Origin of the sequence: Bacillus sp. FSL M8-0077 (assembly GCF_038050255.1) — a bacterium.
GTDB classification, from domain to species: domain Bacteria; phylum Bacillota; class Bacilli; order Bacillales; family Bacillaceae; genus Bacillus; species Bacillus altitudinis.
Window position 1 is genome coordinate 1,148,707 of the sequence record NZ_JBBPAF010000001.1, and the last position, 23,700, is coordinate 1,172,406.

General features: G+C 40.7%; 26 protein-coding genes and 1 pseudogene. 21 read left to right on the forward strand and 6 right to left on the reverse strand.

What is annotated here, in order from left to right:
- Window positions 1-77: 77 nt before the first annotated feature.
- Together NST57_RS05730 and NST57_RS05735 are read left to right on the forward strand one after the other, a co-directional pair.
- Window positions 78-1,055 carry a BMP family lipoprotein gene (locus NST57_RS05730; RefSeq protein ID WP_341298225.1) on the forward strand — a complete coding sequence of 326 codons (978 nt, stop codon included), beginning with the start codon at window positions 78-80 and terminating at the stop codon, window positions 1,053-1,055.
- Window positions 1,052-2,701: a methyl-accepting chemotaxis protein gene (locus NST57_RS05735; RefSeq protein WP_142154753.1), complete on the forward strand. Its 1,650-nt coding sequence runs from the start codon at window positions 1,052-1,054 to the stop codon at window positions 2,699-2,701. The genes NST57_RS05730 and NST57_RS05735 overlap by 4 nt, the downstream gene beginning before the upstream one ends.
- 41 nt (window positions 2,702-2,742) lie before the next feature.
- Here the strand turns inward: NST57_RS05735 and NST57_RS05740 are convergent, their stop codons facing one another.
- On the reverse strand, window positions 2,743-3,600 hold the full coding sequence (locus NST57_RS05740) for a DegV family protein (RefSeq protein ID WP_008348544.1): 858 nt from the start codon (window positions 3,598-3,600) through the stop codon (window positions 2,743-2,745).
- A 141-nt stretch (window positions 3,601-3,741) separates the two neighbouring features.
- On the opposite strand from NST57_RS05740, the gene NST57_RS05745 reads away from it, so the two are divergent.
- Together NST57_RS05745 and NST57_RS05750 are read left to right on the forward strand one after the other, a co-directional pair.
- Entirely contained in the window at window positions 3,742-4,584 is an 843-nt protein-coding gene (locus tag NST57_RS05745; RefSeq protein ID WP_025207135.1) for a YitT family protein, read from the forward strand.
- Window positions 4,585-4,598: 14 nt separating this feature from the next.
- Window positions 4,599-5,054: a BsuPI-related putative proteinase inhibitor gene (locus tag NST57_RS05750; protein ID WP_008348542.1), complete on the forward strand. Its 456-nt coding sequence runs from the start codon at window positions 4,599-4,601 to the stop codon at window positions 5,052-5,054.
- A gap of 44 nt (window positions 5,055-5,098) precedes the next feature.
- On the opposite strand, the gene NST57_RS05755 is transcribed toward NST57_RS05750, so the two are convergent.
- From NST57_RS05755 to NST57_RS05765, 3 genes are all read right to left on the reverse strand, one after another.
- On the reverse strand, window positions 5,099-5,290 hold the full coding sequence (locus tag NST57_RS05755; protein ID WP_008348541.1) for a DUF3813 domain-containing protein: 192 nt from the start codon (window positions 5,288-5,290) through the stop codon (window positions 5,099-5,101).
- A complete protein-coding gene (locus NST57_RS05760; protein WP_008348539.1) occupies window positions 5,287-5,439 on the reverse strand; it encodes a hypothetical protein in 153 nt (50 codons plus the stop codon). The genes NST57_RS05755 and NST57_RS05760 overlap by 4 nt, the downstream gene beginning before the upstream one ends.
- Before the next feature lie 88 nt (window positions 5,440-5,527).
- A complete protein-coding gene (locus tag NST57_RS05765; protein WP_007499065.1) occupies window positions 5,528-6,340 on the reverse strand; it encodes a Cof-type HAD-IIB family hydrolase in 813 nt (270 codons plus the stop codon).
- Between the two features lie 137 nt (window positions 6,341-6,477).
- Here NST57_RS05765 and yjfP point away from each other — a divergent pair, with 137 nt between their 5' ends.
- The 13 genes and pseudogenes from yjfP (at window position 6,478) to NST57_RS05830 (ending at window position 20,010) form a co-directional block, all read left to right on the forward strand.
- Window positions 6,478-7,263 carry an esterase gene (gene yjfP, locus NST57_RS05770; RefSeq protein WP_142154757.1) on the forward strand — a complete coding sequence of 262 codons (786 nt, stop codon included), beginning with the start codon at window positions 6,478-6,480 and terminating at the stop codon, window positions 7,261-7,263.
- Window positions 7,264-7,309: 46 nt separating this feature from the next.
- Complete coding sequence (locus NST57_RS05775; protein ID WP_060595986.1) at window positions 7,310-7,618, forward strand: metal-sulfur cluster assembly factor; 309 nt, start codon at window positions 7,310-7,312, stop codon at window positions 7,616-7,618.
- Window positions 7,619-7,932: 314 nt separating this feature from the next.
- The gene (locus NST57_RS05780; RefSeq protein WP_341298226.1) at window positions 7,933-8,643 is read left to right on the forward strand and encodes a hypothetical protein; all 711 of its coding nucleotides are present in this window, start codon (window positions 7,933-7,935) and stop codon (window positions 8,641-8,643) included.
- 28 nt (window positions 8,644-8,671) lie between these two features.
- Window positions 8,672-8,785, forward strand: a pseudogene (locus tag NST57_RS05785) (MFS transporter); the annotation flags it as partial.
- A 138-nt stretch (window positions 8,786-8,923) separates the two neighbouring features.
- Window positions 8,924-9,961, forward strand: a complete 1,038-nt coding sequence (gene argC / locus NST57_RS05790; RefSeq protein WP_341298227.1) for an N-acetyl-gamma-glutamyl-phosphate reductase — start codon at window positions 8,924-8,926, stop codon at window positions 9,959-9,961.
- Between the two features lie 20 nt (window positions 9,962-9,981).
- Window positions 9,982-11,202: a bifunctional ornithine acetyltransferase/N-acetylglutamate synthase gene (gene argJ / locus NST57_RS05795; protein ID WP_007499060.1), complete on the forward strand. Its 1,221-nt coding sequence runs from the start codon at window positions 9,982-9,984 to the stop codon at window positions 11,200-11,202.
- Between the two features lie 14 nt (window positions 11,203-11,216).
- Entirely contained in the window at window positions 11,217-11,993 is a 777-nt protein-coding gene (gene argB, locus NST57_RS05800; RefSeq protein ID WP_017360181.1) for an acetylglutamate kinase, read from the forward strand.
- Complete coding sequence (locus NST57_RS05805) at window positions 11,990-13,141, forward strand: acetylornithine transaminase (protein ID WP_341298228.1); 1,152 nt, start codon at window positions 11,990-11,992, stop codon at window positions 13,139-13,141. Before argB ends, NST57_RS05805 begins: the two co-directional genes overlap by 4 nt.
- Window positions 13,142-13,210: 69 nt before the next feature.
- Window positions 13,211-14,272, forward strand: coding sequence for a carbamoyl phosphate synthase small subunit (locus tag NST57_RS05810; protein WP_045034690.1), 1,062 nt, complete (start codon window positions 13,211-13,213; stop codon window positions 14,270-14,272).
- The gene (locus NST57_RS05815; RefSeq protein WP_341298229.1) at window positions 14,265-17,345 is read left to right on the forward strand and encodes a carbamoyl phosphate synthase large subunit; all 3,081 of its coding nucleotides are present in this window, start codon (window positions 14,265-14,267) and stop codon (window positions 17,343-17,345) included. Before NST57_RS05810 ends, NST57_RS05815 begins: the two co-directional genes overlap by 8 nt.
- Window positions 17,342-18,292 (forward strand): ornithine carbamoyltransferase, encoded by a 951-nt coding sequence (gene argF, locus NST57_RS05820; RefSeq protein WP_341298230.1) that lies wholly within the window; start codon window positions 17,342-17,344, stop codon window positions 18,290-18,292. The genes NST57_RS05815 and argF overlap by 4 nt, the downstream gene beginning before the upstream one ends.
- 103 nt (window positions 18,293-18,395) lie before the next feature.
- Window positions 18,396-18,575 carry a YjzC family protein gene (locus tag NST57_RS05825; RefSeq protein ID WP_008348517.1) on the forward strand — a complete coding sequence of 60 codons (180 nt, stop codon included), beginning with the start codon at window positions 18,396-18,398 and terminating at the stop codon, window positions 18,573-18,575.
- A 169-nt stretch (window positions 18,576-18,744) separates the two neighbouring features.
- A complete protein-coding gene (locus tag NST57_RS05830) occupies window positions 18,745-20,010 on the forward strand; it encodes an MFS transporter (RefSeq protein WP_341298231.1) in 1,266 nt (421 codons plus the stop codon).
- Between the two features lie 117 nt (window positions 20,011-20,127).
- On the opposite strand, the gene NST57_RS05835 is transcribed toward NST57_RS05830, so the two are convergent.
- Window positions 20,128-20,322 (reverse strand): YjzD family protein, encoded by a 195-nt coding sequence (locus tag NST57_RS05835; RefSeq protein ID WP_024720055.1) that lies wholly within the window; start codon window positions 20,320-20,322, stop codon window positions 20,128-20,130.
- A gap of 212 nt (window positions 20,323-20,534) precedes the next feature.
- Between NST57_RS05835 and NST57_RS05840 the strand changes: the two genes are divergently transcribed.
- From NST57_RS05840 to NST57_RS05855, 4 genes are all read left to right on the forward strand, one after another.
- Window positions 20,535-21,275 (forward strand): hypothetical protein, encoded by a 741-nt coding sequence (locus NST57_RS05840; RefSeq protein ID WP_341298232.1) that lies wholly within the window; start codon window positions 20,535-20,537, stop codon window positions 21,273-21,275.
- Between the two features lie 75 nt (window positions 21,276-21,350).
- Window positions 21,351-21,926, forward strand: a complete 576-nt coding sequence (locus NST57_RS05845; RefSeq protein ID WP_341298233.1) for a nad binding enzyme — start codon at window positions 21,351-21,353, stop codon at window positions 21,924-21,926.
- A 90-nt stretch (window positions 21,927-22,016) separates the two neighbouring features.
- Window positions 22,017-22,982, forward strand: coding sequence for a BMP family ABC transporter substrate-binding protein (locus NST57_RS05850; RefSeq protein ID WP_008348509.1), 966 nt, complete (start codon window positions 22,017-22,019; stop codon window positions 22,980-22,982).
- A gap of 11 nt (window positions 22,983-22,993) precedes the next feature.
- Window positions 22,994-23,191, forward strand: a complete 198-nt coding sequence (locus tag NST57_RS05855) for a ComZ family protein (RefSeq protein ID WP_008348507.1) — start codon at window positions 22,994-22,996, stop codon at window positions 23,189-23,191.
- Window positions 23,192-23,394: 203 nt separating this feature from the next.
- On the opposite strand, the gene NST57_RS05860 is transcribed toward NST57_RS05855, so the two are convergent.
- Window positions 23,395-23,628, reverse strand: a complete 234-nt coding sequence (locus NST57_RS05860) for a hypothetical protein (RefSeq protein ID WP_008348506.1) — start codon at window positions 23,626-23,628, stop codon at window positions 23,395-23,397.
- Window positions 23,629-23,700 lie beyond the last annotated feature (72 nt).

Consider the following 23,700-nt stretch of genomic DNA (forward strand, 5'->3'; position numbering starts at 1 on the left):
TTCTCTTTATCATTGAAACAATGCCTCTCAAATCCGATAAATAAGAGGTAAGGATGATAAAAGGAGTGTGTTTTTGGATGAAAGTGAAAATTTCTTTACTTCTGATGGCAGCTATGATCATGGTACTCGCCTCGTGCAGCAATCAGCAGGGAGGACCACCGGTATCAAATACGAAGCGTATTGGTGTCATGCTGACGGATGATGGTCTTGGTGATCAATCATTTAACGATTCATCATTTAAAGGCTTAGAAAAAGCACGTGATGAGCTTGGCATTGAATTCGATTATAGAGAAATTGAAGAAACCGATACATATGAAAAAGGGCTGACCGAGCTTGTGAAAGATGGAAATGACCTAATTATCGGTGTAGGTTTCAGTATGCAAGAGCACTTAGAAAAGGTAGCGAAAAAATATCCGAAAAAGCAATTTTTGCTCATTGATGCTGTGTCTGAACTGAAAAATGTCACATCAGTGACTTTTAAAGAAGAGCAGGGCAGCTATTTAGCAGGAGCACTTGCTGCCATGACAACAAAAAGTGATGTCATTGGTTTTGTTGGCGGAGTCGATGCCGATGTGATCCACCGATTTGAACAAGGCTATCAAAAAGGTGCAAAATCTGTCAATCCGAACATCAAGATTGTATCCACGTATGCTGGCACATTTAGTGATGCAGGCAAAGGCAGTAAAATAGCGAAAGAAATGATTAAAAAGAAAGCAGATGTTTTATATGCCGCAGCTGGTTATACGGGTGTTGGTGTATTAAAAGAAGCGCAAACGCAAGGCAAATATGCAATCGGCGTGGACAGCGATCAGTATTATACAGCTGAAAAAGCCGTTATTTCGTCTATGGTCAAAAAAGTTGATGAAGTCGTCTATCAATTCAGCGAACAGCTCGTCAAAAGCAGCAACATCAAAAGCGGGCATATCGTTTATGACTTAAGTAATGACGGAATCGATATGGCAAGAATCCGGGTGCTCAAAGATGCTGAGAAATTGACCAAAAAATTAAATGGACTAAAGCAGACACTTCTGAAAGAAGAGGGGGCAGCATCATGAGCTTACGCATCAAAATTTTGCTCAACTCACTCATTTCACTTCTTTTAGCGGTTGGCGTAATTGCCTTTATTATTGTGAGTATGACAAAGATTCAGTCATCAAGCGAAACAGAAGTTCAAACCTTACTGAACGTACAAAAAACGAAGGCCAGCTTTGAAAGTGTCGAACAAGCCATGACCAATTATTCCATGACCCTTTCAGATGAACAGCTAGAGGTCGTTCAAAACGATATATCGACAGCGAAAAAACAGCTGCAAACGTTAAACAAAAACGCAGGAAATATGAACAAAGAAGCCCTAACACGGTTAAATTCAAAGTTTGACACATGGACGCAAGAAGCAAACAATGCCATTGGTGAAAAAAATGCCTCTGATGCCAGACGAGTGGCTGCCAGAATTGACGGTGTTTTAAACGACGTGCATACGATGAATAAAAGAGCACAAGAAGCGTATGAATACCATGTAGAGGAGGCGGCAGACAATGTGCAGTGGATCATCACAAGCGCAACGGTTGCAGCCCTCACGCTGATTGTCATCGCCGTCTTTTTAAATATTGGTTTAACGAGATCCATTGTGACACCTATCAAATCCCTTTCTTACCGAGCAAAACAGATTGCAGAAGGAAACCTTGCTGTGGAAAGGATGAACATCAAGCGTAAAGATGAAATCGGCGGCTTAAATGAGTCGTTCAATCAAATGACGGATCAGCTGATTAGCTTGATTCAAGAAATCAGCCATGTCTCAAGCCAAGTAGAATCATTCTCGATTCAGTTAGATGATGAAAACAAAAAGCTCATGGAATCGGCCAATCAAGTGTCTGTATCGACAGACGAAATGGCGAATGGTTCACAAGCGATTTCAGAAGACCTTCAGCATGGCGTTAGTTTGATTGAGAAAATGGATTCACATGGCCGTAAGAATTCCGAAAGATCACATACAGTCATCCGTAGTACAGAGGATGCCATTGAAGCGGTGGAAAGCGGAAAACACACGTTAACAGAAACAAAAGCAGCCATTGAAAAAAATACACGTGCGACGAAACAAATTGAAGAGTCAGCAGGAGAATTCACTCAGTACGCAAGCGGAATCTCCGCAATGGCCAAAACGGTTTCTGATATTGCGGACCAGACAAACCTCCTCTCGCTCAATGCGGCGATTGAAGCGGCAAGAGCAGGAGAAGCTGGCAAAGGGTTTGCCGTCGTAGCAGACGAAATTCGTAAGCTTGCAGATGAATCGTCTCGTGCAACAAGACAAATTTTTGACATGGTGAGTCATATTGAAAAAGGCATTCAATCCATTAGTCAAACTGTACAAGAAGGGGTCAAGCTATCACTTCAGCAGCAAGATGCAATGGACAAAACCTCACACTCCTTTGAAGATATAGAAACAAAAGCAGAACATATTAAGAAAGAAATGGCTGTCTTAAATGACCAAATTATTCAATCAACAGAGCTTGGTGGACAAGTGCTGCACTCGATTGAAAATATTAGTGCCGTTGTAGAAGAAACGGCAGCGGGCAGCGAAGAAATTTCTGCCTCGGCAAACGAACAACTGCAATCTTTCCATCAAATGAACAAACAAGTAGAAGAACTGATGAGTATGACGGCAAGATTAAACGAAACCGTTCACCGATTTAAACTATCATAAGAAAAGCACCCTTCCCGTGATGATTCAGGGAAGGGTGCTTTTTATGATGGGCTGCCTGTAAAGAAAATGGCAAGTGTGCTAGGGCCTGAGTGGGACCCGACAGCCGCGCCGATGACCTGGATGTCGATTTCTTTTGGATGAAATTCGGCTTCGATTAATTGTCTCATCTCTTCTGCAAGTGCAGGATCATCTCCATGACTAATGCCAACAGTTTGGCTGGACCAGTCAGATCCGCGTTCTTTCATCAGCTCGATAATGCGTTTCAACAATTTTTTACGGCCACGAATTTTTTCAAGGGGTATCAGTTTTCCATCCTCAACGTGTAAAATGGGTTTAATACTTAACAATCCGCCAACAAATGCGGACGCTTTACTGATTCTTCCGCCTCTTGCTAAATACGATAAATCGTCTACAGTAAAAATATGTTGTAAAGATTCACAAAAATGCTTTACAGACGTTTCAATTTCTTGTATTGTATTTCCGTCAATGGCAAGTGATTGAGCGTGTTTGACAGCTAGCCCATAACCAAGTGAAGCACATTTAGAATCAATGATCCGTAAATCGAAATCAGGGTATTCTTCCTTCACTTCATTTGCCATCATCACAGCGGTTTGGTATGTACCTGAAAGCTCTGATGAAAAGGCAACATAAATAGCGGATGTATGGGTTTGTGCTGCAGAAACAAAGGCTTCCTTTATCCGGTTCGGTGAAGCTTGTGATGTTTTTGGACTTGCACCTTGTCTCATCGCATCAAATACTTGTTTTGGTTCAATGGTAATCAAATCCTCAAATTCCTGCTCGCCGAGTAACACACGCAGCGGAATGAGTGTCATGTTTTGTTCATCATAATAAGAAAGAGGCAGATCAGCAGCACTGTCTGCTATGATATGAACAGTCATCAAAATCCCTTCTTTCTAAAAAATCAACCATATTTTACATCTTTTTAGCCTAACTATATCATAGAAAATCATCTTTTCGTGTTCAAATTCTAAATTTTAGGGAAAACCATAGAGAGAATGGTAAGTGGAGGAATGACTAACATGTTCATTGGAGAAGCAAAAAAACTCATCGTCGTCGTCATTGGTGCACTGCTCAATGCGATTGGGCTGAATTTATTTTTAATCCCTGCTGACGTATATGCAAGTGGTTTTACAGGGGTAGCCCAGCTGTTATCCAGTTTAATCGATCAATATGCACCGTTTTATTTATCAACAGGAATCCTATTATTTATTTTAAACATTCCAGTCGGCATTTTAGGCTGGATGAAGGTTGGTCGTTCCTTTACTTTGTATAGCATTATCAGTGTGGCACTGACAACGATTTTCCTCGGCATTTTACCAGAGACAAGTGTTTCTGAAGATATTTTATTAAATGCTGTATTTGGCGGAGTCATTTCTGCACTTGGCATTGGGATCACACTGAAATATGGAGCATCTACAGGCGGCCTTGACATTATTGCGATGATTTTAGCGAAATGGAAAGACAAACCAGTCGGCACGTATTTCTTCATTTTAAACGGAATTATCATTTTTACAGCAGGATTGTTACAAGGTTGGGAGAAAGCTTTATATACCCTTGTCACATTATATGTGACGACTAGGGTAATTGATGCCATCCATACGAGACATGAAAAGCTGACCGCCATGATTGTGACAAAGAAAGCAGATGAAATCAAAGAAGCCATTTATGGAAAAATGGTCAGAGGCATTACGACTGTTCCGGCAAAAGGGGCATTTACCAATGAACAAAAAGAAATGATGGTCATTGTCATTACAAGGTATGAGCTGTATGAACTTGAACAAATTATAAAGGAAGTCGATCCAAAAGCCTTTACAAATATTGTTCAAACAACCAATATTCTTGGATTCTTCAGACGAGATTAAAAGGTGGGTAGAAGATGAAAAAAGGGTTAGTGCTTTTTCTCGTTCTATTGGTTTTAACAGCTTGTGGGCAACAAAAAAAGGATGAACCAGACAAGGAGGTATCCGGTCAAATGGGAGAAAAAACCGTTGTACTCACAGTAGACCCCGTCCAAAAAGGTTCTTCGGTTCAATTTCATATGTCACTAAAAAATGAATCAGATCGAGATATTGAATTCACGTTTAACACAAGCCAGAAATTTGAATTGAGTGTGTACGATGAAGATGGAAATGAAAAATACCGTTACTCGAAAGACCGTATGTTTACACAAGCCATCCAATCCTTTGTGCTGAAAGCAGATGAAACATATGACTTCCAAGATACGTGGTCAAACGGTGTGGAACCGGGAACGTATGAAGCGGTCGTCACATTTAAAGGAAAAGCAGAAGGGCTAAAGCAAATCACTGAGAAGAAAACGTTCCAAGTGAAATAAGAGAATAAGAAAAGCTGTCCAGAAAATGGACAGCTTTTTTACCGTTAAAGATCATCAAGCAGGTCTTGGAACGTATGCAGCTGGTTTCTTTCTGCATCTGTCGAATTAGCAAATGCAGATGATACGGCGTTTTTAGCTCGCTGAACTGCTTGTTGACGCTCTAAACCAGATGGAAATGAAGAAGTAAGGGCTTCTTCAGTAAATGATTTGGCTTGATCAAAAAGTTCGTTTCTCACAATGAACCTCCAGAAGCATCAGTCTTCATATTTCCCCTGTCCTCCGCAGCTTCTTCAAGTGTGGAACGATACGGAAAACGTGCGTCATGTAGACTGACTGAATCTTTACCTTGTTGTATAAAGCGTTTCGATTTGCTTCTTTTACCCATTCGGAATCCGCCCCTTTACACAAGCTGACAGGACAACCTGTCTAACGGTAGTATGCCCGTTTCGACCTGTTATGTATGAATGGAAAAATTAAAGCGAAAAGTAATTCGTTAGGAATTTTGCAATCCCATCTTGTTCATTCGTATCTGTCACTTCATTTGAGACGCGTTTCACTGCATCAATCCCGTTGCCCATTGCAACCCCGCATCCAGCAAATTCAAGCATCTCTAAATCATTGTCTTCATCTCCGAATGCCACAATCCGTTCCTGAGGCACCCCGTAATAATCACTGATTTTTTGCAGTCCAACGGCTTTGTTCATGCCTGTTTTAATGATTTCAATGACGTGCCACGGAGCGGCCCATCGCCTGTGATCAATTACTTCTGCATGAACATCTGTCAAATAGCTCCGGATCGCTCCGACGTCTTCTTCTTTTGCGTGAATTAAGACGCTTGTGACATTCTCTCCAAGATTGTTCCGAAGGTCTCCAACGGTCACTTTGTTTGCATTCATATTAAATATATCAATGAGCTTTTCATCATGATAATGGAAATACAAATCGTCTAGCACTTCAGCTAATACATTGTGTACTTTATATTCCTCACTAATATCCACAAGCTGTTTCACGACTTGAAGATCAAGTGATGTGTGAAATCTGCCCCATTTTTCATCAAGAGGATGATGGACAAACGCTCCATTAAAGTTCACAATCGGTGAATCGAGCTGCAATTGCTGATAATAAGGAGAGCTGGAACGAAATGGCCGGCCAGTTGAAATACAGACATGATGCCCGCTGTCTTTCACTTTTTGAATGACATCAAGTGTGCGCGCTGAAATCGTTTTATCGTCTTTTAATAACGTGCCATCCAGGTCAAGTGCGATTAGATAAGGTTTAGTCTCCATAAAATCTCCTTTGATCTGTAAGTAATAGGAGGCAGCTGGTGCGGGTGCCTCCACCTATAGTGTATCTTTATCACATCTTCGTTGTCTACATGTTAAAATAAACAAAGACGGGAATGATAAAGGAGGATTCATAGGCTGTGATCACCATTGATGAGCAAATTACATGCGATATTCCATTTTTACATATCGTAAAAGCTGAAAATAAAGATAAACCGCTGCCACTTGTATTTTTTATACATGGATTTACAAGTGCACGCGAGCACAACTTACACTTCGCCTTTCATTTGGCGGAAAAAGGAATGAGAGTCATCTTACCTGACTGTGCTTATCATGGTGTAAGATCAGAAAACCTCAGCTTAGAGGAACTGGCATCAAAGTTTTGGGAAATCGTCCTAAACGAAATCCATGAAATCGATATACTTAAGGCACATTTTCAAGAAAAACAATTAATTGAAGCCGATCTAATAGGTGTTGCAGGTACATCTATGGGAGGGATCACAACCTTCGGAGCACTTGCAAAGCATGATTGGATCAAGGCAGCTGTGAGCCTGATGGGCAGTCCAACATATACGACATTTCTTAAAGCACAAATCATGGACATGCGTCACAAAGGGTTGATGAAAGACATCACGGACGAAGAAGTCAATCAGCAATTAGACGCTCTGCGTCCTTATGATCTAACGCTGCAAACAGATCGATTGAACAAAAGACCATTGTTATTCTGGCATGCAGAAAACGATCCGGTTGTCCCATATCGCCATGCAAAAGCGTTATATGACGAGCTAGCGGCAACCCAATATAAGCAAGATCAGGAGCTTCTTCGGTTTATTACAGATAAGCAGGCGGGTCACAAAGTCACAAGACAAGCGATGTTTGAAACCATTGACTGGTTTGAGACACACCTGAAAAGCACAAACGTTTAGCCAAAAGGAAAAGTACGTTATACTAGTTGAAAAAGGAGTGGATATCATGGATGAAGCATTGAAAGAAAATATTTTAGGCGCCCTAGAACAGGTGATTGACCCTGAGTTAAACGTAGACATCGTCAACCTTGGACTTGTCTATGATGTCGATCTTGATGAGAATGGAAAAGCAGACGTGACCATGACTTTAACATCAATGGGCTGTCCCCTTGCACCAATTATCGTCGATGAAGTCAAAAAAGCATTGAGCGACTTGCCTGAAGTGAAGGAAACTGAAGTTCACATCGTCTGGAATCCACCTTGGACACGTGACAAAATGTCAAGATACGCAAAAATTGCGCTTGGTATTCAATAAGTAAATACGACCTGGTATGAGTTGAACTCATGCCAGGTTTTTTTATGAAAAATTAATCTTTTAAGGATATGTGAACTGATGTAGGTACTACTTTTGTACAAATTATTGAATGCTATTAGAAGTTTTCTTAATGTATTATATGGTTTTATTTTGTCGATTGAATTATAATGAAATATATGGAAATTTAGGTTTTTTAAGTTAATAAGTGGGGTGATCATATTATTAGACTAAAAAATGGATATAGTGTATCTAACTTAATTGTAATACTATTAACTATTATTGTTAGTATTGTTCTTTTTTTAATTTCGGAGTTATTGCCTTCACATACTATATGGAAAGCTATTGCAAGTAATGTGGGAGCTGCATTACTTATATCGGGTGTATTTACTGGATTTAATGAATACTTTATGAAGGACAAATTAGTAGAAATGATTTTTGATAAATTAAAATTAAAAGAAAACATTCAAAACACGGGAATTAATGAAACATTTCTAGATGTAACACAAATTGATTATGGCTATTACATAAAAAATGCAAAAAATTCAATTGATATTTTTCATACTTATGGCGAAACATGGACAAAAACGAATCATGATCACTTTGTGAATAAGTTAATAAATTCTAATTGTAAAATTAGAGTTTTTTTGTTATCTCCAGAATCTAAATTTTTACCAGCTTTAGCTGCTCAATATGATTTATTACCAGATGAATTAAAACAAACAATTTACAGAGTAACGGATTTATGGAAAGACATCTATGAAAGAAAAAGTAAACAAAGAAAAAAGGCAACTCAAAGCGAGTTATATTTATATTTTCATGATTTATTTCCCTCAAGATCTATTTATCGAATGGATGACAAAGTAATTGTAGTGGATACTAGAATCTTAAAAGGGAGATCAAGTAAATTGCCAGTTTTAATTTGTTCTAATACAAAAAAAACAAATGATTTCTATGATTATTATGTCAGCGAAATAAATGAATTAGAATCGAATGCAAAAAAACAATCTTTAAATAAAAATTCATAAGAGCAATACAGCAATTATGGCACCTTTTATGCTTGGCGGCCTGTTTGCTGATTTCTTCACCATTCATTTGATTTTTTATGCAAGTTCCCTATTATATTTATGCAGTGCACTGCTGGTCCTCAAGATGAAAATGAATAGATAAAATCCGCATGTCTCACGAAGATATGTGGATTTTTTTATGAAAAAAAATGAAAACAAATATTAAATATACAATTGAATTAATTTTTATACATGTTATAATGTTAAATAATTTCACAAAGATCAAGAGGGTGTATTGACGTTGAAAATAGGTATTATAGGTGCTACAGGGTACGGTGGTGCGGAATTAGTTCGTATCTTTAAGCAACATCCACATGTGGAGGAATGTATATTGTATTCATCAAGTGGTGATGGGCAATTATACAGTCAATCTTATCCGCATCTGACAACGATTACTGACCAAACATTAAAAGCCATTGATCCGGCTGCCATTGTGCAAGAAACAGATGCTGTGTTTTTAGCGACACCAGCAGGCGTATCAAGTGAACTCACACCGAAGCTCATGAATCAAGGGGTGCCAATTATTGATTTATCAGGTGACTTGCGCATTCAAGATGGGGCCATCTATGAAGCGTGGTATAAACGAAGGGCAGCTGATGAAGCATCAGTTCAACAAGCTGTATACGGATTATCTGAATTGAATCGTGAAACCATTAAGCAAGCGGAAGTCATTGCAAACCCCGGTTGCTTTCCTACTGCAGTTCTTCTAGGTTTAGCACCGCTGATGAAACAGAATCTCATCGATGAATCTATGATCATTATAGATGCAAAAACCGGGGTGTCCGGTGCGGGGCGATCAGCCTCACTTGGCACACATTTTTCAGAGCTGAACGATAACTTTAAAATTTATAAGGTGAATGAACATCAGCACACACCTGAAATAGAACAAGTACTTAGAGAATGGAACCCGCAAACGGCGAACATCACATTTTCAACACACCTTGTCCCGATGACAAGAGGGATTATGGCGACGATGTATACACAATTGAAATCAGATGTCACAAAAGAAGAATTAATGAAACGGATGAAGGACTTTTATGAAGATTCCTATTTTGTAAGAGTGAGAGATCATGGGGTATATCCGCAAACAAAAGAAGTATACGGCAGTAACTTCTGTGACATTGGTTTTCATTTAGATGAGCGAACAGGCAGACTGACGATTGTATCTGTCATAGATAATCTCATGAAAGGCGCAGCCGGCCAAGCGGTTCAAAACTTCAACATCATCAAAGGCTTACATGAAGAGGCGGGCCTCACAATGACACCTCTCTATCCATAAGAACAGGGGAGACAACAAACATGATCGAATTGAATGAAAAAAGTATAGTCAAAATTGACGGGGACGTATCATCACCAAAAGGTTTTGAAGCAAAGGGGATTCATATAGGATTACGCTATTCAAAAAAAGACCTTGGCTTGATCATCAGTGAAGTACCAGCAGCGAGTGCAGCGGTATACACTCAAAGTCACTTTCAAGCTGCTCCTTTACAAGTGACACAAAAAAGCTTAAAAAAGACGGGCAAACTAAAAGGTGTCATTGTCAATAGTGCGATCGCCAACGCATGCACAGGTGAGCAGGGATTAAAAGATGCATACGACATGCAGGCAGCCTGTGCAGACATGTTAGGCACAGAGCCTGATTACATTGCCGTTTCTTCTACTGGTGTCATTGGAGAGTGTCTGGATATGGATAAAATCAAAACAGGCATCGCTCAGCTAAAAGAAGCAAAAGCAGGAAATGGCCACTTTGAAGAAGCGATTTTAACAACAGATACAGTCATTAAAAATACAACATACTCCTTGACGATAGACGGGAAAGAGATTCTCATTTCTGGTGCAGCAAAGGGCTCTGGTATGATTCATCCGAACATGGCCACAATGCTCGGGTTTGTCACAACCGATGCAAATGTCGAACAAGAAGCTTTGCAAAATGCTCTTCGTGACATTACAGATGTGACGTTTAATCAAATTACCGTCGATGGAGAAACATCAACTAACGATATGGTGCTTGTGATGGCAAATGGAATGGCAGAAAACCAGGCACTGAATGAAGAACATCCAGAATGGCCATTGTTTAAAGAAGGATTAAAACTAGCCTGTGAAGATCTAGCAAAAGAGATTGCAAGAGACGGAGAAGGCGCAACCAAATTAATCGAAGCGAAAGTCGTTGGTGCTAAAAACAACTTAGAAGCTGGTATTATTGCAAAAAAAATCGTAGGTTCAAGTCTTGTGAAAACAGCCGTATACGGCACGGACGCCAACTGGGGCCGGATTGTCGGAGCGATCGGTCATAGCGCAGCTTCTGTCACGCCAGAAGAGGTTGAAGTTTACTTAGGCGGGCAATGTCTGTTTAAACATAATGAACCTCAGTCTTTCTCAGAAGAGGAAGCAAAAGCGTATCTAGAACAGGATGAGATTACGATTTTCATTCAAATGAATGAAGGAAATGGTGAAGCGGCAGCATGGGGCTGTGACCTTACCTATGATTATGTGAAAATTAACGCGAGCTATCGCACATAATGAAGGAGATAGACATGGATAAAACGATCGTGTTCAAGTGTGGAGGCAGTGTCATTCGAGAACTTTCCGATACCTTTTATGAAAATGTCCGCTCACTTCAAGCTGCTGGATTTAAACTGGCTATCGTACATGGCGGAGGTCCTGAAATCACGAGCATGCTGCAAAAATTAGAAGTGAAAACGGAATTTGTAGATGGACAGCGCAAAACAACAAAGCCGGTGTTAGAGGTAGCCGAAATGGTCCTTTCAGGAACGGTGAATAAATACTTTGTTTCAGAGCTGGCAAAGCATGATATATCATCTGTCGGTGTATCTGGTAAAGATGGACAGATGCTTGTCGCCGATTTTCTCGATCAAGATGTATATGGGTACGTTGGCGAAATCAAAGAAGTCAATCCAGAGATGGCAGAAGCACTAATGGAGAAACAATTCATTCCCGTCATTGCGCCGCTATCTATGACCGAAGAATGCCAAACGTTAAATGTAAATGCTGATCTTGCAGCATCAGCAGTCGCAGGAGCTATGAAAGCTGATAAGCTCATGTTTGTCACAGATGTGGAAGGAATTTTAAAAAATGGTGAGCTGTTAGACGTTGTCACCGAACAAGAAGCTCTCAAGCTCATCGATGAAGGCATTATTTCCGGGGGAATGATTCCAAAAGTGCAATCTGCGCTAAGTGCTTTATCAGGAGATGTGGATGAAGTCATGATTGTGAATGGAAAAGGCAGTATTTTTACAGGAGATACCTTTAAAGGAACTCGAATTGTAAAACAAAAGGAGGCGGTCCTGTGAGTCATCTCTTTCAAACGTACGGACGGTGGAATGTTGAAATTAAAGAGGCAGAAGGTTCTTGGGCAGTGGATACAACTGGGAAAAAATATTTAGACTTTATACAAGGCATTGCGGTCACGAATTTAGGTCACAATCATCCAAAGGTCAATCAAGCCATCAAGAAGCAGCTTGACGAGGTCTGGCATGTATCAAATCTATTTGAAAATGGACTGCAAGAAAAAGCAGCGGAAAAGCTGGCAGCCAACAGTTCAGGGGATCTCGTCTTTTTCTGCAACAGCGGGGCTGAAGCGAATGAAGGGGCTATCAAATTGGCCCGAAAAGCAACAGGTAAAACAAATATTGTGACGTTTTTGCACTCTTTCCATGGGCGCACGTATGCTGGTATGGCTGCCACAGGTCAAGATAAAATCAAAACTGGTTTTGGACCGATGCTGGAAGGCTTTCATTATGTACCGTTTAATGACCCTGAAGCGATCACAGCGTGTGAAATCGATGATGTCGCAGCGGTCATGCTGGAAGTGGTGCAAGGTGAAGGTGGAGTGAATCCAGCTACAGCTGAATTTCTAGAAGCCGTTCAAGCGTTTTGCAAAAAACATCAAGCGCTGCTGATTGTAGATGAAATCCAAACGGGTATTGGGCGCACAGGGACAGCATTTGCCTATGAGCAATCGGGACTTGATCCTGATATTATTTCAGCCGCAAAAGGTTTAGGAAATGGGTTTCCAGTCGGTGCAGTGATAGGGAAAAAAGCTTTAGGAGATGCATTTACTCCAGGTTCTCATGGTACAACATTTGGTGGCAACATGCTCGCTATGTCAGCTGTGAACGCAACTCTTGATGTGATATTCAAAGAAGACTTTTTTTCAGAAGTGAAAGAAAAGGGTGCGTATCTCTTAAAGAGACTGCAAGAAGTCAAACAGCTGAATATTGTGAAAGAAGTACGGGGCAAAGGATTAATGGCAGGGATTGAGTGTCATCAGCCAGTAGGTGATTACATCACAGCCCTTCGAGAGCAAGGTTTGCTGGTGCTTCCAGCTGGTCCGAATGTCATTCGTTTGTTACCTCCGCTGAATGTCAAAAAAGTTGAATTGGATCAAGCGATAGAAGCGATCATTCAAGTGTTAGCAAATGAAACAGTAGCGGTCTAAATTTTTTTGCACCAAAACGCATAAATATGCATTTATATTATTAATTATTCAATATGGGGTGACACAAGCATGAAAGGTTATTTAAATTTAGAAGATGGAGCCTCTTTTGAAGGAGATCTGACAGGAGAAGCTGGCATGACAGGTGAAGTGGTCTTTTTTACAGGGATGACAGGTTATCAAGAGGTGCTCACAGATCCTTCTTATAAAGGACAAATCATTGTTTTCACATATCCACTCATCGGAAATTACGGGATCAATCATGAAGACTTTGAGAGCAAAAAACCACAAGTAAAAGCGGTCGTTGTCTATGAGGCAGCTGACCATTTTTCTCATCACCTTGCAGCCGTAAGCTTAAAAGATTATTTACAGAAGTGGAACATTCCGCTTCTTACACATACAGATACTCGCGCAGTCGTGCAGAACATTCGTGCAAATGGAACGATGAATGCAGTACTTAGTTTAGACGAAAATGAAACGCCGCCTGCAATGAAGCAAGACAATGTGATTGAGCAGGTTACAGAAGATGAAGTATACACACAAGGCAGCGGTGAGGAACATGTAGCGCTCATTGATTTTGGCTTTAAAAAATCAATTGCGGACTCACTCGAAGCGCGCGGCTGTAAAGTCACAGTGATTCCGTACAAACAAATGGAAAAGGTATTTGATATCAAGCCAGATGCGATCCTTTTGTCAAATGGACCTGGAGATCCAAAAACAATGAAGCCATATTTAAAAACCATTCATGACATCATGATGACCTTCCCGACACTAGGCATTTGCTTAGGTCATCAATTAATTGCTCTTGCGCTTGGCGGGGATACGTATAAGCTTCCTTTTGGCCACCGCGGGGCGAATCATCCTGTACAAGATACAGAATCAAAACGTGTCTTTATGACAAGCCAAAATCATAGCTATGTGGTCAATGAAAAAAGCATGAATGACAAAGAAGTGGACGTCAAATTCCTCCACGTGAATGACGGATCTGTTGAAGGATTCATTCATAAAGAGAAGCTGATTATGTCCGTTCAATTTCATCCAGAAGCACACCCAGGCCCTGCAGAAAGTGAATGGGTATTCGATGATTTTATTGAGAAAGTGAAACAAGCAAGGAGAGAAGTCGCACATGCCTAAAGATCAAAGCATACAAACCATTCTAGTCATCGGGTCTGGTCCAATCATCATTGGTCAGGCAGCAGAATTTGATTACTCAGGAACACAAGGTTGTATGGCCTTAAAAGAAGAAGGCTACAACGTCATCTTAGTGAATAACAACCCAGCAACTATTATGACAGACGAGTCATTTGCTGATGAAATTTATTTTGAACCGCTTTCAGTTGATTCAGTGACAAGAATCATTGAAAAAGAGAAACCAGATGGTCTTTTAGCCAATCTTGGCGGACAGACGGCTTTAAACCTTGCTGTCGAGCTGGAAAAAGCCGGTGTGCTGAAAAAGCATGGGGTAAAACTGCTCGGAACGTCAGTTGAAACAATTGAAAACGGTGAAGATCGTGAGAAATTCCGTGCTCTCATGAAGCATTTGAATGAACCTGTACCAGAAAGTGAAATTGTGGATAATGCGAAAGACGCCCTTCAATTTGCAAAAGAAGTGGGCTTTCCTGTCATTCTTCGACCAGCCTACACACTTGGTGGTAAAGGGGGAGGCATCGCTTTAACTGAAGAGGCTTTTAAACCGCTGATTGAAGGTGCTCTTCTAGCGAGTCCGATTCATCAGTGCTTAGTTGAAAAAAGCATTGCTGGCTTTAAAGAAGTCGAGTATGAGGTCATGAGAGATCGTCAAAATACGTGTATCACTGTATGTAACATGGAAAATATCGATCCAGTTGGTGTGCATACAGGTGACTCGATTGTCGTTGCACCGTCACAGACATTAACGGATCAGGATTATCAAATGCTCCGCTCAGCTAGCTTAAAAATTATTTCAGCGCTTGATGTCGTTGGCGGCTGTAATATCCAATTCGCTCTCGATCCACTCAGCAAAGAATATTTTGTCATTGAGGTCAACCCTCGGGTCAGCCGGTCTTCTGCTCTTGCATCAAAAGCAACAGGCTATCCGATTGCCAAAATGGCGGCAAAACTTGCGGTCGGTTACACATTAGATGAATTGAAGAACCCGCTCACAGGAACAACTTATGCTAGCTTTGAGCCGGCACTCGATTATGTCGTGGTGAAATTCCCACGCTGGCCGTTCGATAAATTTAAACATGCAGACCGCAAATTAGGCACAAAAATGAAGGCGACTGGTGAAGTCATGGCCATTGACCGTAATTTAGAATCTGCCATTCAAAAAGCAGTCGCATCACTTGAAATCAAAACAAAGGGCTTCCACTTACCTGAACTGAAAGAACATTCGACTGAACAATTATTTGAATTAATCAAAACACCCGATGATCGCCGTTTCTTCGCTGTCATGGAACTGCTTTCCAGACAAGAAACCGTTGAAACGATTCATGACACGACAAAGATTGATCTGTTTTTCTTACATGTCTTCAAGAATATGATCACACTCGAACAAGAATTGAAGAATCATCAGGGGATACTATCCAAAGACATCTTAAAAAAGGTGAAGGAAAAAGGCTTCCTTGATGAAACAATCGCTTATCTGACGGATCGCAGTGAACAAGATATCAGACAGCTTCGCCAAGAGTATGGCATTGCTGCTTCATTTAAAATTGTCGATACATGTGCAGCTGAATTCGATGCAAAAACGAATTATTTCTATTCTACGTACTTTGGCAAAAGTGATGGAGAACATCAAGAGAAAACAAAGCAGCGTGCACTCATCATTGGCTCAGGTCCGATTCGAATTGGGCAGGGAGTCGAGTTTGATTATAGTGCCGTTCATGGCGTTCTGACTTTACAAAAGCTTGGATTTGAAACCATCATGATGAACAACAATCCAGAAACGGTTAGTACCGATTATGAGATTGCAGATCGTTTATACTTTGAGCCTATTACGTTAGAGCATATTTTAAACGTAGTTGAAGCGGAGCAAATTGATTTTGTTATCGTTCAATTTGGCGGACAGACAGCAATCAATGTGGCGGAAGGATTAGAAAAAGCCGGCGTTACCTTGTTAGGCACGTCCTTTGACACACTAGATGCATTAGAAGATCGTGATTTATTCTATCAGCTTCTTGATGAACTGAATCTTCCTCATGCAAAAGGAGATACGGCTCATTCAAAAGAAGAAGCACTGGAGCATGCTGCAAGCATCGGGTACCCTGTTCTTATTCGACCATCATATGTCATTGGGGGAATGGGCATGATCGTTGTCCATACAGAAACTCAATTGGCATCACTACTTGATCAGCCAGATCATTTACCTTATCCGATCTTAATTGATGAGTACGTCACTGGAAAAGAAGTGGAAGTGGATCTCATTTCAGACGGACAAACGACATTCATTCCAACAATTGTTGAGCATATTGAAAAAGCGGGCGTACACTCAGGTGACAGCTTTGCTATCTTACCAAGTGTCTCTATCAGTGAAGACATCAAACAGCAGGTGTATAGCGCTTCTGAACAAATCGCAAAAAAATTAGCTTTTAAAGGCATCATGAATATTCAATTTGTGATGAAAGGGAACCAGGCGCTCGTATTAGAGGTGAATCCTCGGGCAAGCCGGACTGTTCCAGTTGTAAGTAAAGTCATGGGTGTTGACATGATCCCAATGGCGACTCAGCTGTTAGCTGGTGCAACGCTTGAAGAATTGAAACCAGCAACGAAGAATAAGGGGGGCACAGCTGTTAAATTCCCGGTCTTCTCCTCACATGCCATTCAAGATATCGATTTAAAGCTCACACCTGAAATGAAGGCGACGGGTGAAGGAATGTGTGTAGGAAAGAACGTCGAAAGCGCCTTGAAAAAAGTGTTTGCACCGATCTGGAAACAGAAAGGAAGCCTCTTTATACAAGGCAGTGAATTATTCGTAGATGAAGCAAAACGAGCAGGCTTTGACGTCTGGACTGGCAACTTTGAATCGTGGCTGCAACAAGACGATAAATCGCTTCACATTCATTTAGGTGATGATGAAGAGGCAAAAGAACAGCGTGTAAAAGCACTCACACATGGTGTTCAAGTTCTAACCGAATATGAAACGGCGCAAGCGTTCCTGCAAGGAAAAGATGGAGATGTATCACCAGTATCTCTCCACGAATTATATAAAAAGGAAGTGACGGCATGAGCCAAGTCGACGTGCAACCGGCATTATACGGAAAAGACTTTTTATCGTTAAAAGACTTTTCGATCAATGACATTGCGTACTTAATTGAAAAAGCAGAAGAAATGAAACAACATCCATATCAAGATTTATTCAAAGGAAAAACATTAGCGATGATCTTTGAAAAATCTTCAACTAGAACCCGTGTCTCGTTTGAAGCGGGCATGACGCAGCTAGGCGGACATGCGCTCTTCCTCAGCTCAAATGATCTGCAAATTGGCAGAGGAGAAACGATTGGTGATACAGCGCAGGTGCTGTCTGGGTATGTAGATGGCATTATGATTCGAACCTTTGAACATGAGAAGGTAGAAGAACTTGCAAAATACGCCTCTATTCCAGTGATCAACGGACTAACGGACTACTCTCATCCATGTCAGGCACTGGCTGATTTACTGACGATTAAAGAAGCAAAAGGCACACTAAAAGGTGTGAAAGTGGCGTACATCGGTGATGGGAATAATGTGGCTCATTCCTTAATGGTTGGCTGCGCGCAGTTAGGCTGTGACATTGCCGTTGCATCACCAAAAGGCTATGAACCTCTTCAAGAGGTGACAGACACTGCCCAGGCGTTTGCAAAACAATCAGGCGCAGAAGTCATCGTCACAACAGATCCAATAGCTGCTGTTCAGGATGCAGATGTCATTTATTCAGACGTATTTACAAGCATGGGACAGGAAGCTGAAACAGAGAAACGTCTAGCTGAATTTAAAGAATATCAAGTCAATGAGGAACTCATGCAACATGCAGCAGCAGATTATATCTTCCTTCATTGTCTGCCGGCACACCGCGGAGAAGAAGTGACGGCTGATATCATTGATGGACCACACTCTAAAGTATTCCAGCAAGCAGAAAATCGCCTGCATGTGCAAAAAGCGTTAATGAAAGAGCTCATGTATCAACAACCTAAATAAATCACAAGTGCCCCTGTCTCGACTGAGCAGGGACTTTTTACATATTGGATTGGAGAGGCAATGGACGGGACATAATAACATCAATCGAGAAAGGAGGATGGAAATGGGTCAACAGCATCAGTTTAAATCTGGTAATAAGGCACCTAATAATGGTGTTTATATCGAAATCGGTGAGACCGGTAGTATGGTGAAAGATCCTTTAAAGATAAAGCTTAAAGCAGGAGACGTCTTTCCGGATAACTCGAACCATAACCGTGTTTGGACGTACCAAAGAAAGCCGTAAGCAATTGACTAAGAGTCTATATGAATAAGTCTTTAGAGGCATGTGTCATGCCTCTTTTTTCTTTATAATAAAAAACAATTAAGTTCCAATTTTCAAATAAATAGTATGAAAAAAAGAAAGATTAAGGTAAAATGTGTAAAAATAGTATAAGGTTGAAAGGATTTGTGTGATGGAAAAGATGAATCTCAGTGAAAGTGTTTGGAATAAACGCTTCACCTCATTGTTCATATCAAGACTCATAAAAAATACAGGAGAAAGTTTTGCTTTTACATCCGTTCTTTGGTTATTGATTTTAAGAGGGGATGGAGCGCTCGGTACCGGACTTCTTCTAGCAGTGACAGTTCTTCCTTCATCATTGTTGGCCCCAATACTAGGACCTCTTATGAAAAGACACCATTTATCTAAATGGATGTTTGCTTCAGATGTCATTCGAGCAACCATTGTACTCATTATTCCACTACTGCATTTTTCGCACATATTGCCTCTATGGTTATTGATCTCATTAATGGTTATTCAATCGGCAACAGGTGCAGCCTATAACCCGGCTTCTGTGGCCATCCTGCCGCAGATTGTTCCAAAGCATCTCATTCAAAAAGCAAATGCGATCCTGCAATCATCTTTTGAAATTGTCGCACTTGCTGCGGTGATGGTCGCTGGTCTTTTGGTCAAATTAATTGGACCTGCAGATACGCTCCTGATCACCACTGCTTTATTTATCATATCGGGCTTGTTCATTATTGGCGTTAAACTCCAAAAGTCAGATGCAGAAAAAGCAGCAGACATTAAACAAGCAAAGAATACATATCTGTATAACTTAAAAAGAGGCTTTCTAGTCGTTAAAAATCATCATATTTTATTTGCACTGACCCTTTATTGTATTTTAATGAATGTCGCCGCAGCTCCGTGGCAGGCATTATCCGCTGTATATGTAGCAGAAGCGCTGCAAAGTGATTCAATGGTGTATTCCATTTTAAGAGGTGTCGCCGCAGTCGGTGCATTTATGATGGGCTTTGCACTGGCGAAGGTGAAAATCAAAAGATTCGGCTTGTTCTTTATTGTCGCAGGCATGATTGAAGGAGCTGCATTCTTTATCACTGGAATGAGTACATGGCTTCCAGTCGTTCTTCTAGCTTCCTTTATTTTTGGTGCAGCCGTCAGTGCAATCAATGTCCCAGAGATGGTCATTATTCAAACGTCTGTTGACCAAGAAGATCAGCCACAAGTATATGCCGTGATCAATGCGTCATCAAATGTCTTTCTCCCGCTTGCAGCCGTCGTATCGGGCGTCCTGGCAGAACGCTTTGGAGCAGGCCCTGTCATTGCGGGGGGTGGTGTGCTTGAGATTTTATCAGGCATCGCGATCTTCCTGTTCACAGGGCTTGCGAAAAGCCATTTGTCAGTAGACAAACAGAAGTCCGAAACGGTTGAGGTATAACTCAAAAACCCCCTGTAATTGACGGCAGGGGGTTTTAGCGTGCGCTCAACTTCTAGTCATCATTCTGAAAAAAAGAAAAAGAGCTAATCTCAAATCATTAGCTCTTTTTCACCAATATTAAGAATGTTCTGTTGAACTTTCTGTTTCTTTCATTGGACTTACTTCAGCAAAGATGAATAAAATAACCGTAAACACTATGGCAAGAATGGAAGTTAACGTAAAATCATAAGCAGCTCCATTCATAGATGAAACGATGTAACCAGCCATATGTGTCAGCAGAAAAGTCCAAATGAGGGTGATAATGTAATGCATTATTCCACCGTCCTTTATGTAACAATCTATTGACTATCATACCATAGATACGAGTTCAGAGAAAAGACTGTTTTCCGCCTTTATGTGACCATTTTGAGACCTTCTACTATAAAAATAAAAAGAATTCTTCTGTCTTTAGGGGATTTCCTTATTCCTACAAGAGCTGTTGTTCATATCATAGAAAGCAGAATCACTGAAAGGAGGCTGGCCATATGGGTGTAAGCGAACGTTTTTTCCAGCTTGGTTCCCAGTGGAACGTCATTCACCTTCCTCAAAAACCAAATGGCTTTGGCATTCTAATCCTCGGTGACCGAAATCACTTTGTGCAGGAAAATACATCATTCTGGCTTCAGCATTACGGAAGAAACCAGCTTTTAACTGCTTTAAAGGATGAAGGATATACATTGTTTAATAGTCATCTTCATGGGAATCACTGGGGATGTGAAGATGCTGTTTTTAGTGCGAAACAGCTTGTTCATCACACATTAAAACAAGAAATATTAAACCGGGAAATTCATGTGCTGGCAGAAGGAATGGGAGCACTTGTCGCCATGAGTCTTGCCGAAGAAATGCCAGAAGTGCTAAGGTCTATAGCCATGATGAATCCATGTTTACACCTGCAAGCACAAAGAGAAAGAGAAAAGGAACACAAATTCTTCTACAAACAGTTCATGAAAGAACTCGCACAGAGCTATGGGGGCTCTGCTAAGGAAGCAGAAACCTATCCACTTCCTTCTTGCCCCGTTCATTCAGCTCATGTACCGATTCATATATGGCAGAGACTAAACGGCGCACCGTATGCCTATGAACTACATGCAAAGCCTTTTATTGATCAACATATGATGAATCCAGACCATTGTCAGATGGACCTTACCTTGCATATGTTTGATCATCCAAGAAGAATCTTTCAGTCCATTCACAAGTTTTATAAATCGCATGAAAGAGAATTGTAATGAATAGGATGATAACAGCCCTTCATGGAAAGGGCTCTTCTTTTTATTCGATATGCTAAAAAAGGGGACATGAACATGGAAACAGGACTGATCATAGGTGCAGATGAATTTTTTGGCCTGACACTTTGTGAATATATGATGAAAGAGGGCATACAAGTGGATATCACTTATCCTAAGGAGCAGTCAGAGGAGCAAAAAATGTTATTAGAAGAGCGGATGATGTGGCTCGGCCGCAATGATCTTGTCCGCGTTATTGATGGTCAAGATAGGAAAGAGGCATATGACCTGATCTTTTTTCAATCAGATGATTCAATGAACAGAGAGACAGACCTCGAAGCGAAGCATGGCATATACCACTTGTTTTACGAAGAACCCGAAAGCCATTCGCATGAACAAAGCGTTTCGGCTGTTATCCTTCCACGCATGTTTGGTCCGTGGACACTCCATGAAGAGAGACGAATAAAGGATGATCACACATTTTTTGTAGAAGATGTCGCAAAGGATCTTTTAAAGTGGGCACGGACTGATCAAAGGCAGGAAATGATCCATCAATTGAAGGTAGAAAGACAAACAGGTGACAAACAAGCAGAAGAAATCATAGCAGAATGGAAAAGACAAAACTCAACATTTTTCGACAAAAAGCAAGAATGATCTTCCATCTTATCTTTTTTCAGTATAAAATAAACCTATATTTAACATACAGGTTCATGCCTGCGTGTTGCAAAGGGAGTTGAACATGGCATGAAGTACCAGCGGCTTGTCATGATCTTTTCGTTCCTTCTTCTTATGCTATCTGCCTGCTCGCAGGCGCCGTTAAAAGGACATATTGAGAAGGTGGGTTTACTCGTCCCCGATACGATTAATGATCAAGTTTGGGGAACGAAAGGTTATAAAGGCTTATTAAATATCCAATCAACATTCGGTGTAGATGTTTATTATAAGGAAGGGATGGTCGACAAGGAGAAAATCGTTGATGCCATTGAAGAATTTCATAAAAAAGGAGTCAATTTGATTATTGGCCATGGCAATGAATATAGCGAAATTTTCAACTTGATCAGTGAAGATTATCCGAAAACACAATTTATCACGGTCAATGGAGGCAAGCCTCAAGCTGATAATGTCACAAACGTCACGTTTAAAGGAGAAGCAATGGGCTTTTTCGGAGGCATGACTGCAGCACATATGTCCAAAACAAAAAAGATTGGTATTCTGGCTACATATGATTGGCAAAGTGAAGTAGACGGTTTTATCAAAGGTGCAAAATATCAGGACGAACATGTGCAAGTTCTAGCGGAATTTGTCGAAAATTGGGATGATGCTGACAAAGCGGTGAACCTCTATCAAAAATTGAAAAAACAAGGTGTAGATGTTGTGTATCCAGCAGGTGATGGTTATAATATCCCTGTCATTGAACAAATCAAAAACGACAATTTATCTGCGATCGGATATGTCACTGATCAATCCAACCTTGGAAGCCATACGGTGTTAACTAGCACAGTCCAGCATGTCGATAAAGCGTACAGTATCATTGCGAAGAAGTTTAATGAAGGCAAGCTAAACGAACAAGGTGAGTACTCCTTTGACTTTAAAGAAGGAGTGATCGAAATGGGGAAATTTAGCTCAACCATAGACCGCGCTTTTGTGAAAGACATTGAGAAGGATATTGCGAATTACAAAAAAACAGGCAAACTGCCAAATGAAAAGTGAGGACGTTGAACATGCAGCACGAAAAATCGATGGAGTTTTTACAAATTGCGATGAAGTATTTTCCACAAGCAAAAGAAGAATTAGATAAAGCAGGAATTCAGCTTGATCCACAAGCACTTCAGCCGCTTCTCTCTTTGTTTACATCTGTCATGCAAGAGGCATATGAGCTTGGAAAAGCAGATGCAGCATCAGAAAAAGCCACAGAATAGTGGCTTTCAGCGTGTAGACAAACCCTCGCATTCTTTGTCAGTCCTGCGTGCTGGTGCTCACGAATGTGAAATTCGCTCCGCGCCAGTACTCGTCCTTCCTAGGGTTGCAAAGGTTTTCTATCACGCTGAGAAGAAGACAAAGGGCTAAAATATTTTAGCCCTTTGTCAACAATCAAAAAAAGCCACAGAATAGTGGCTTTTTTTTATGATAATTTTTTCTTAAAGGCACTGATCATAGGGCCGACATCTTTAAACACAGGCTTCAGCTCATCGATGGAGTTCATAATGTTTCCAATTTGATTCATGACATGCATGTAGTCAATGGAGTCATCACTTGAAGAAGTCTCTGCACGCTCCTCCTTTTTTTCTGTCTTGCTTTTCTCCTTTTCAAGCGGCTGACCAAACATCATTGCTGAGAAAATATCCTTTTGCGCCATATCACATGTTCCTTTCTACTATTGGTATATCATTAATCTATGAAAAAAGTGAGAGGAAAGGTTAGACGTTTG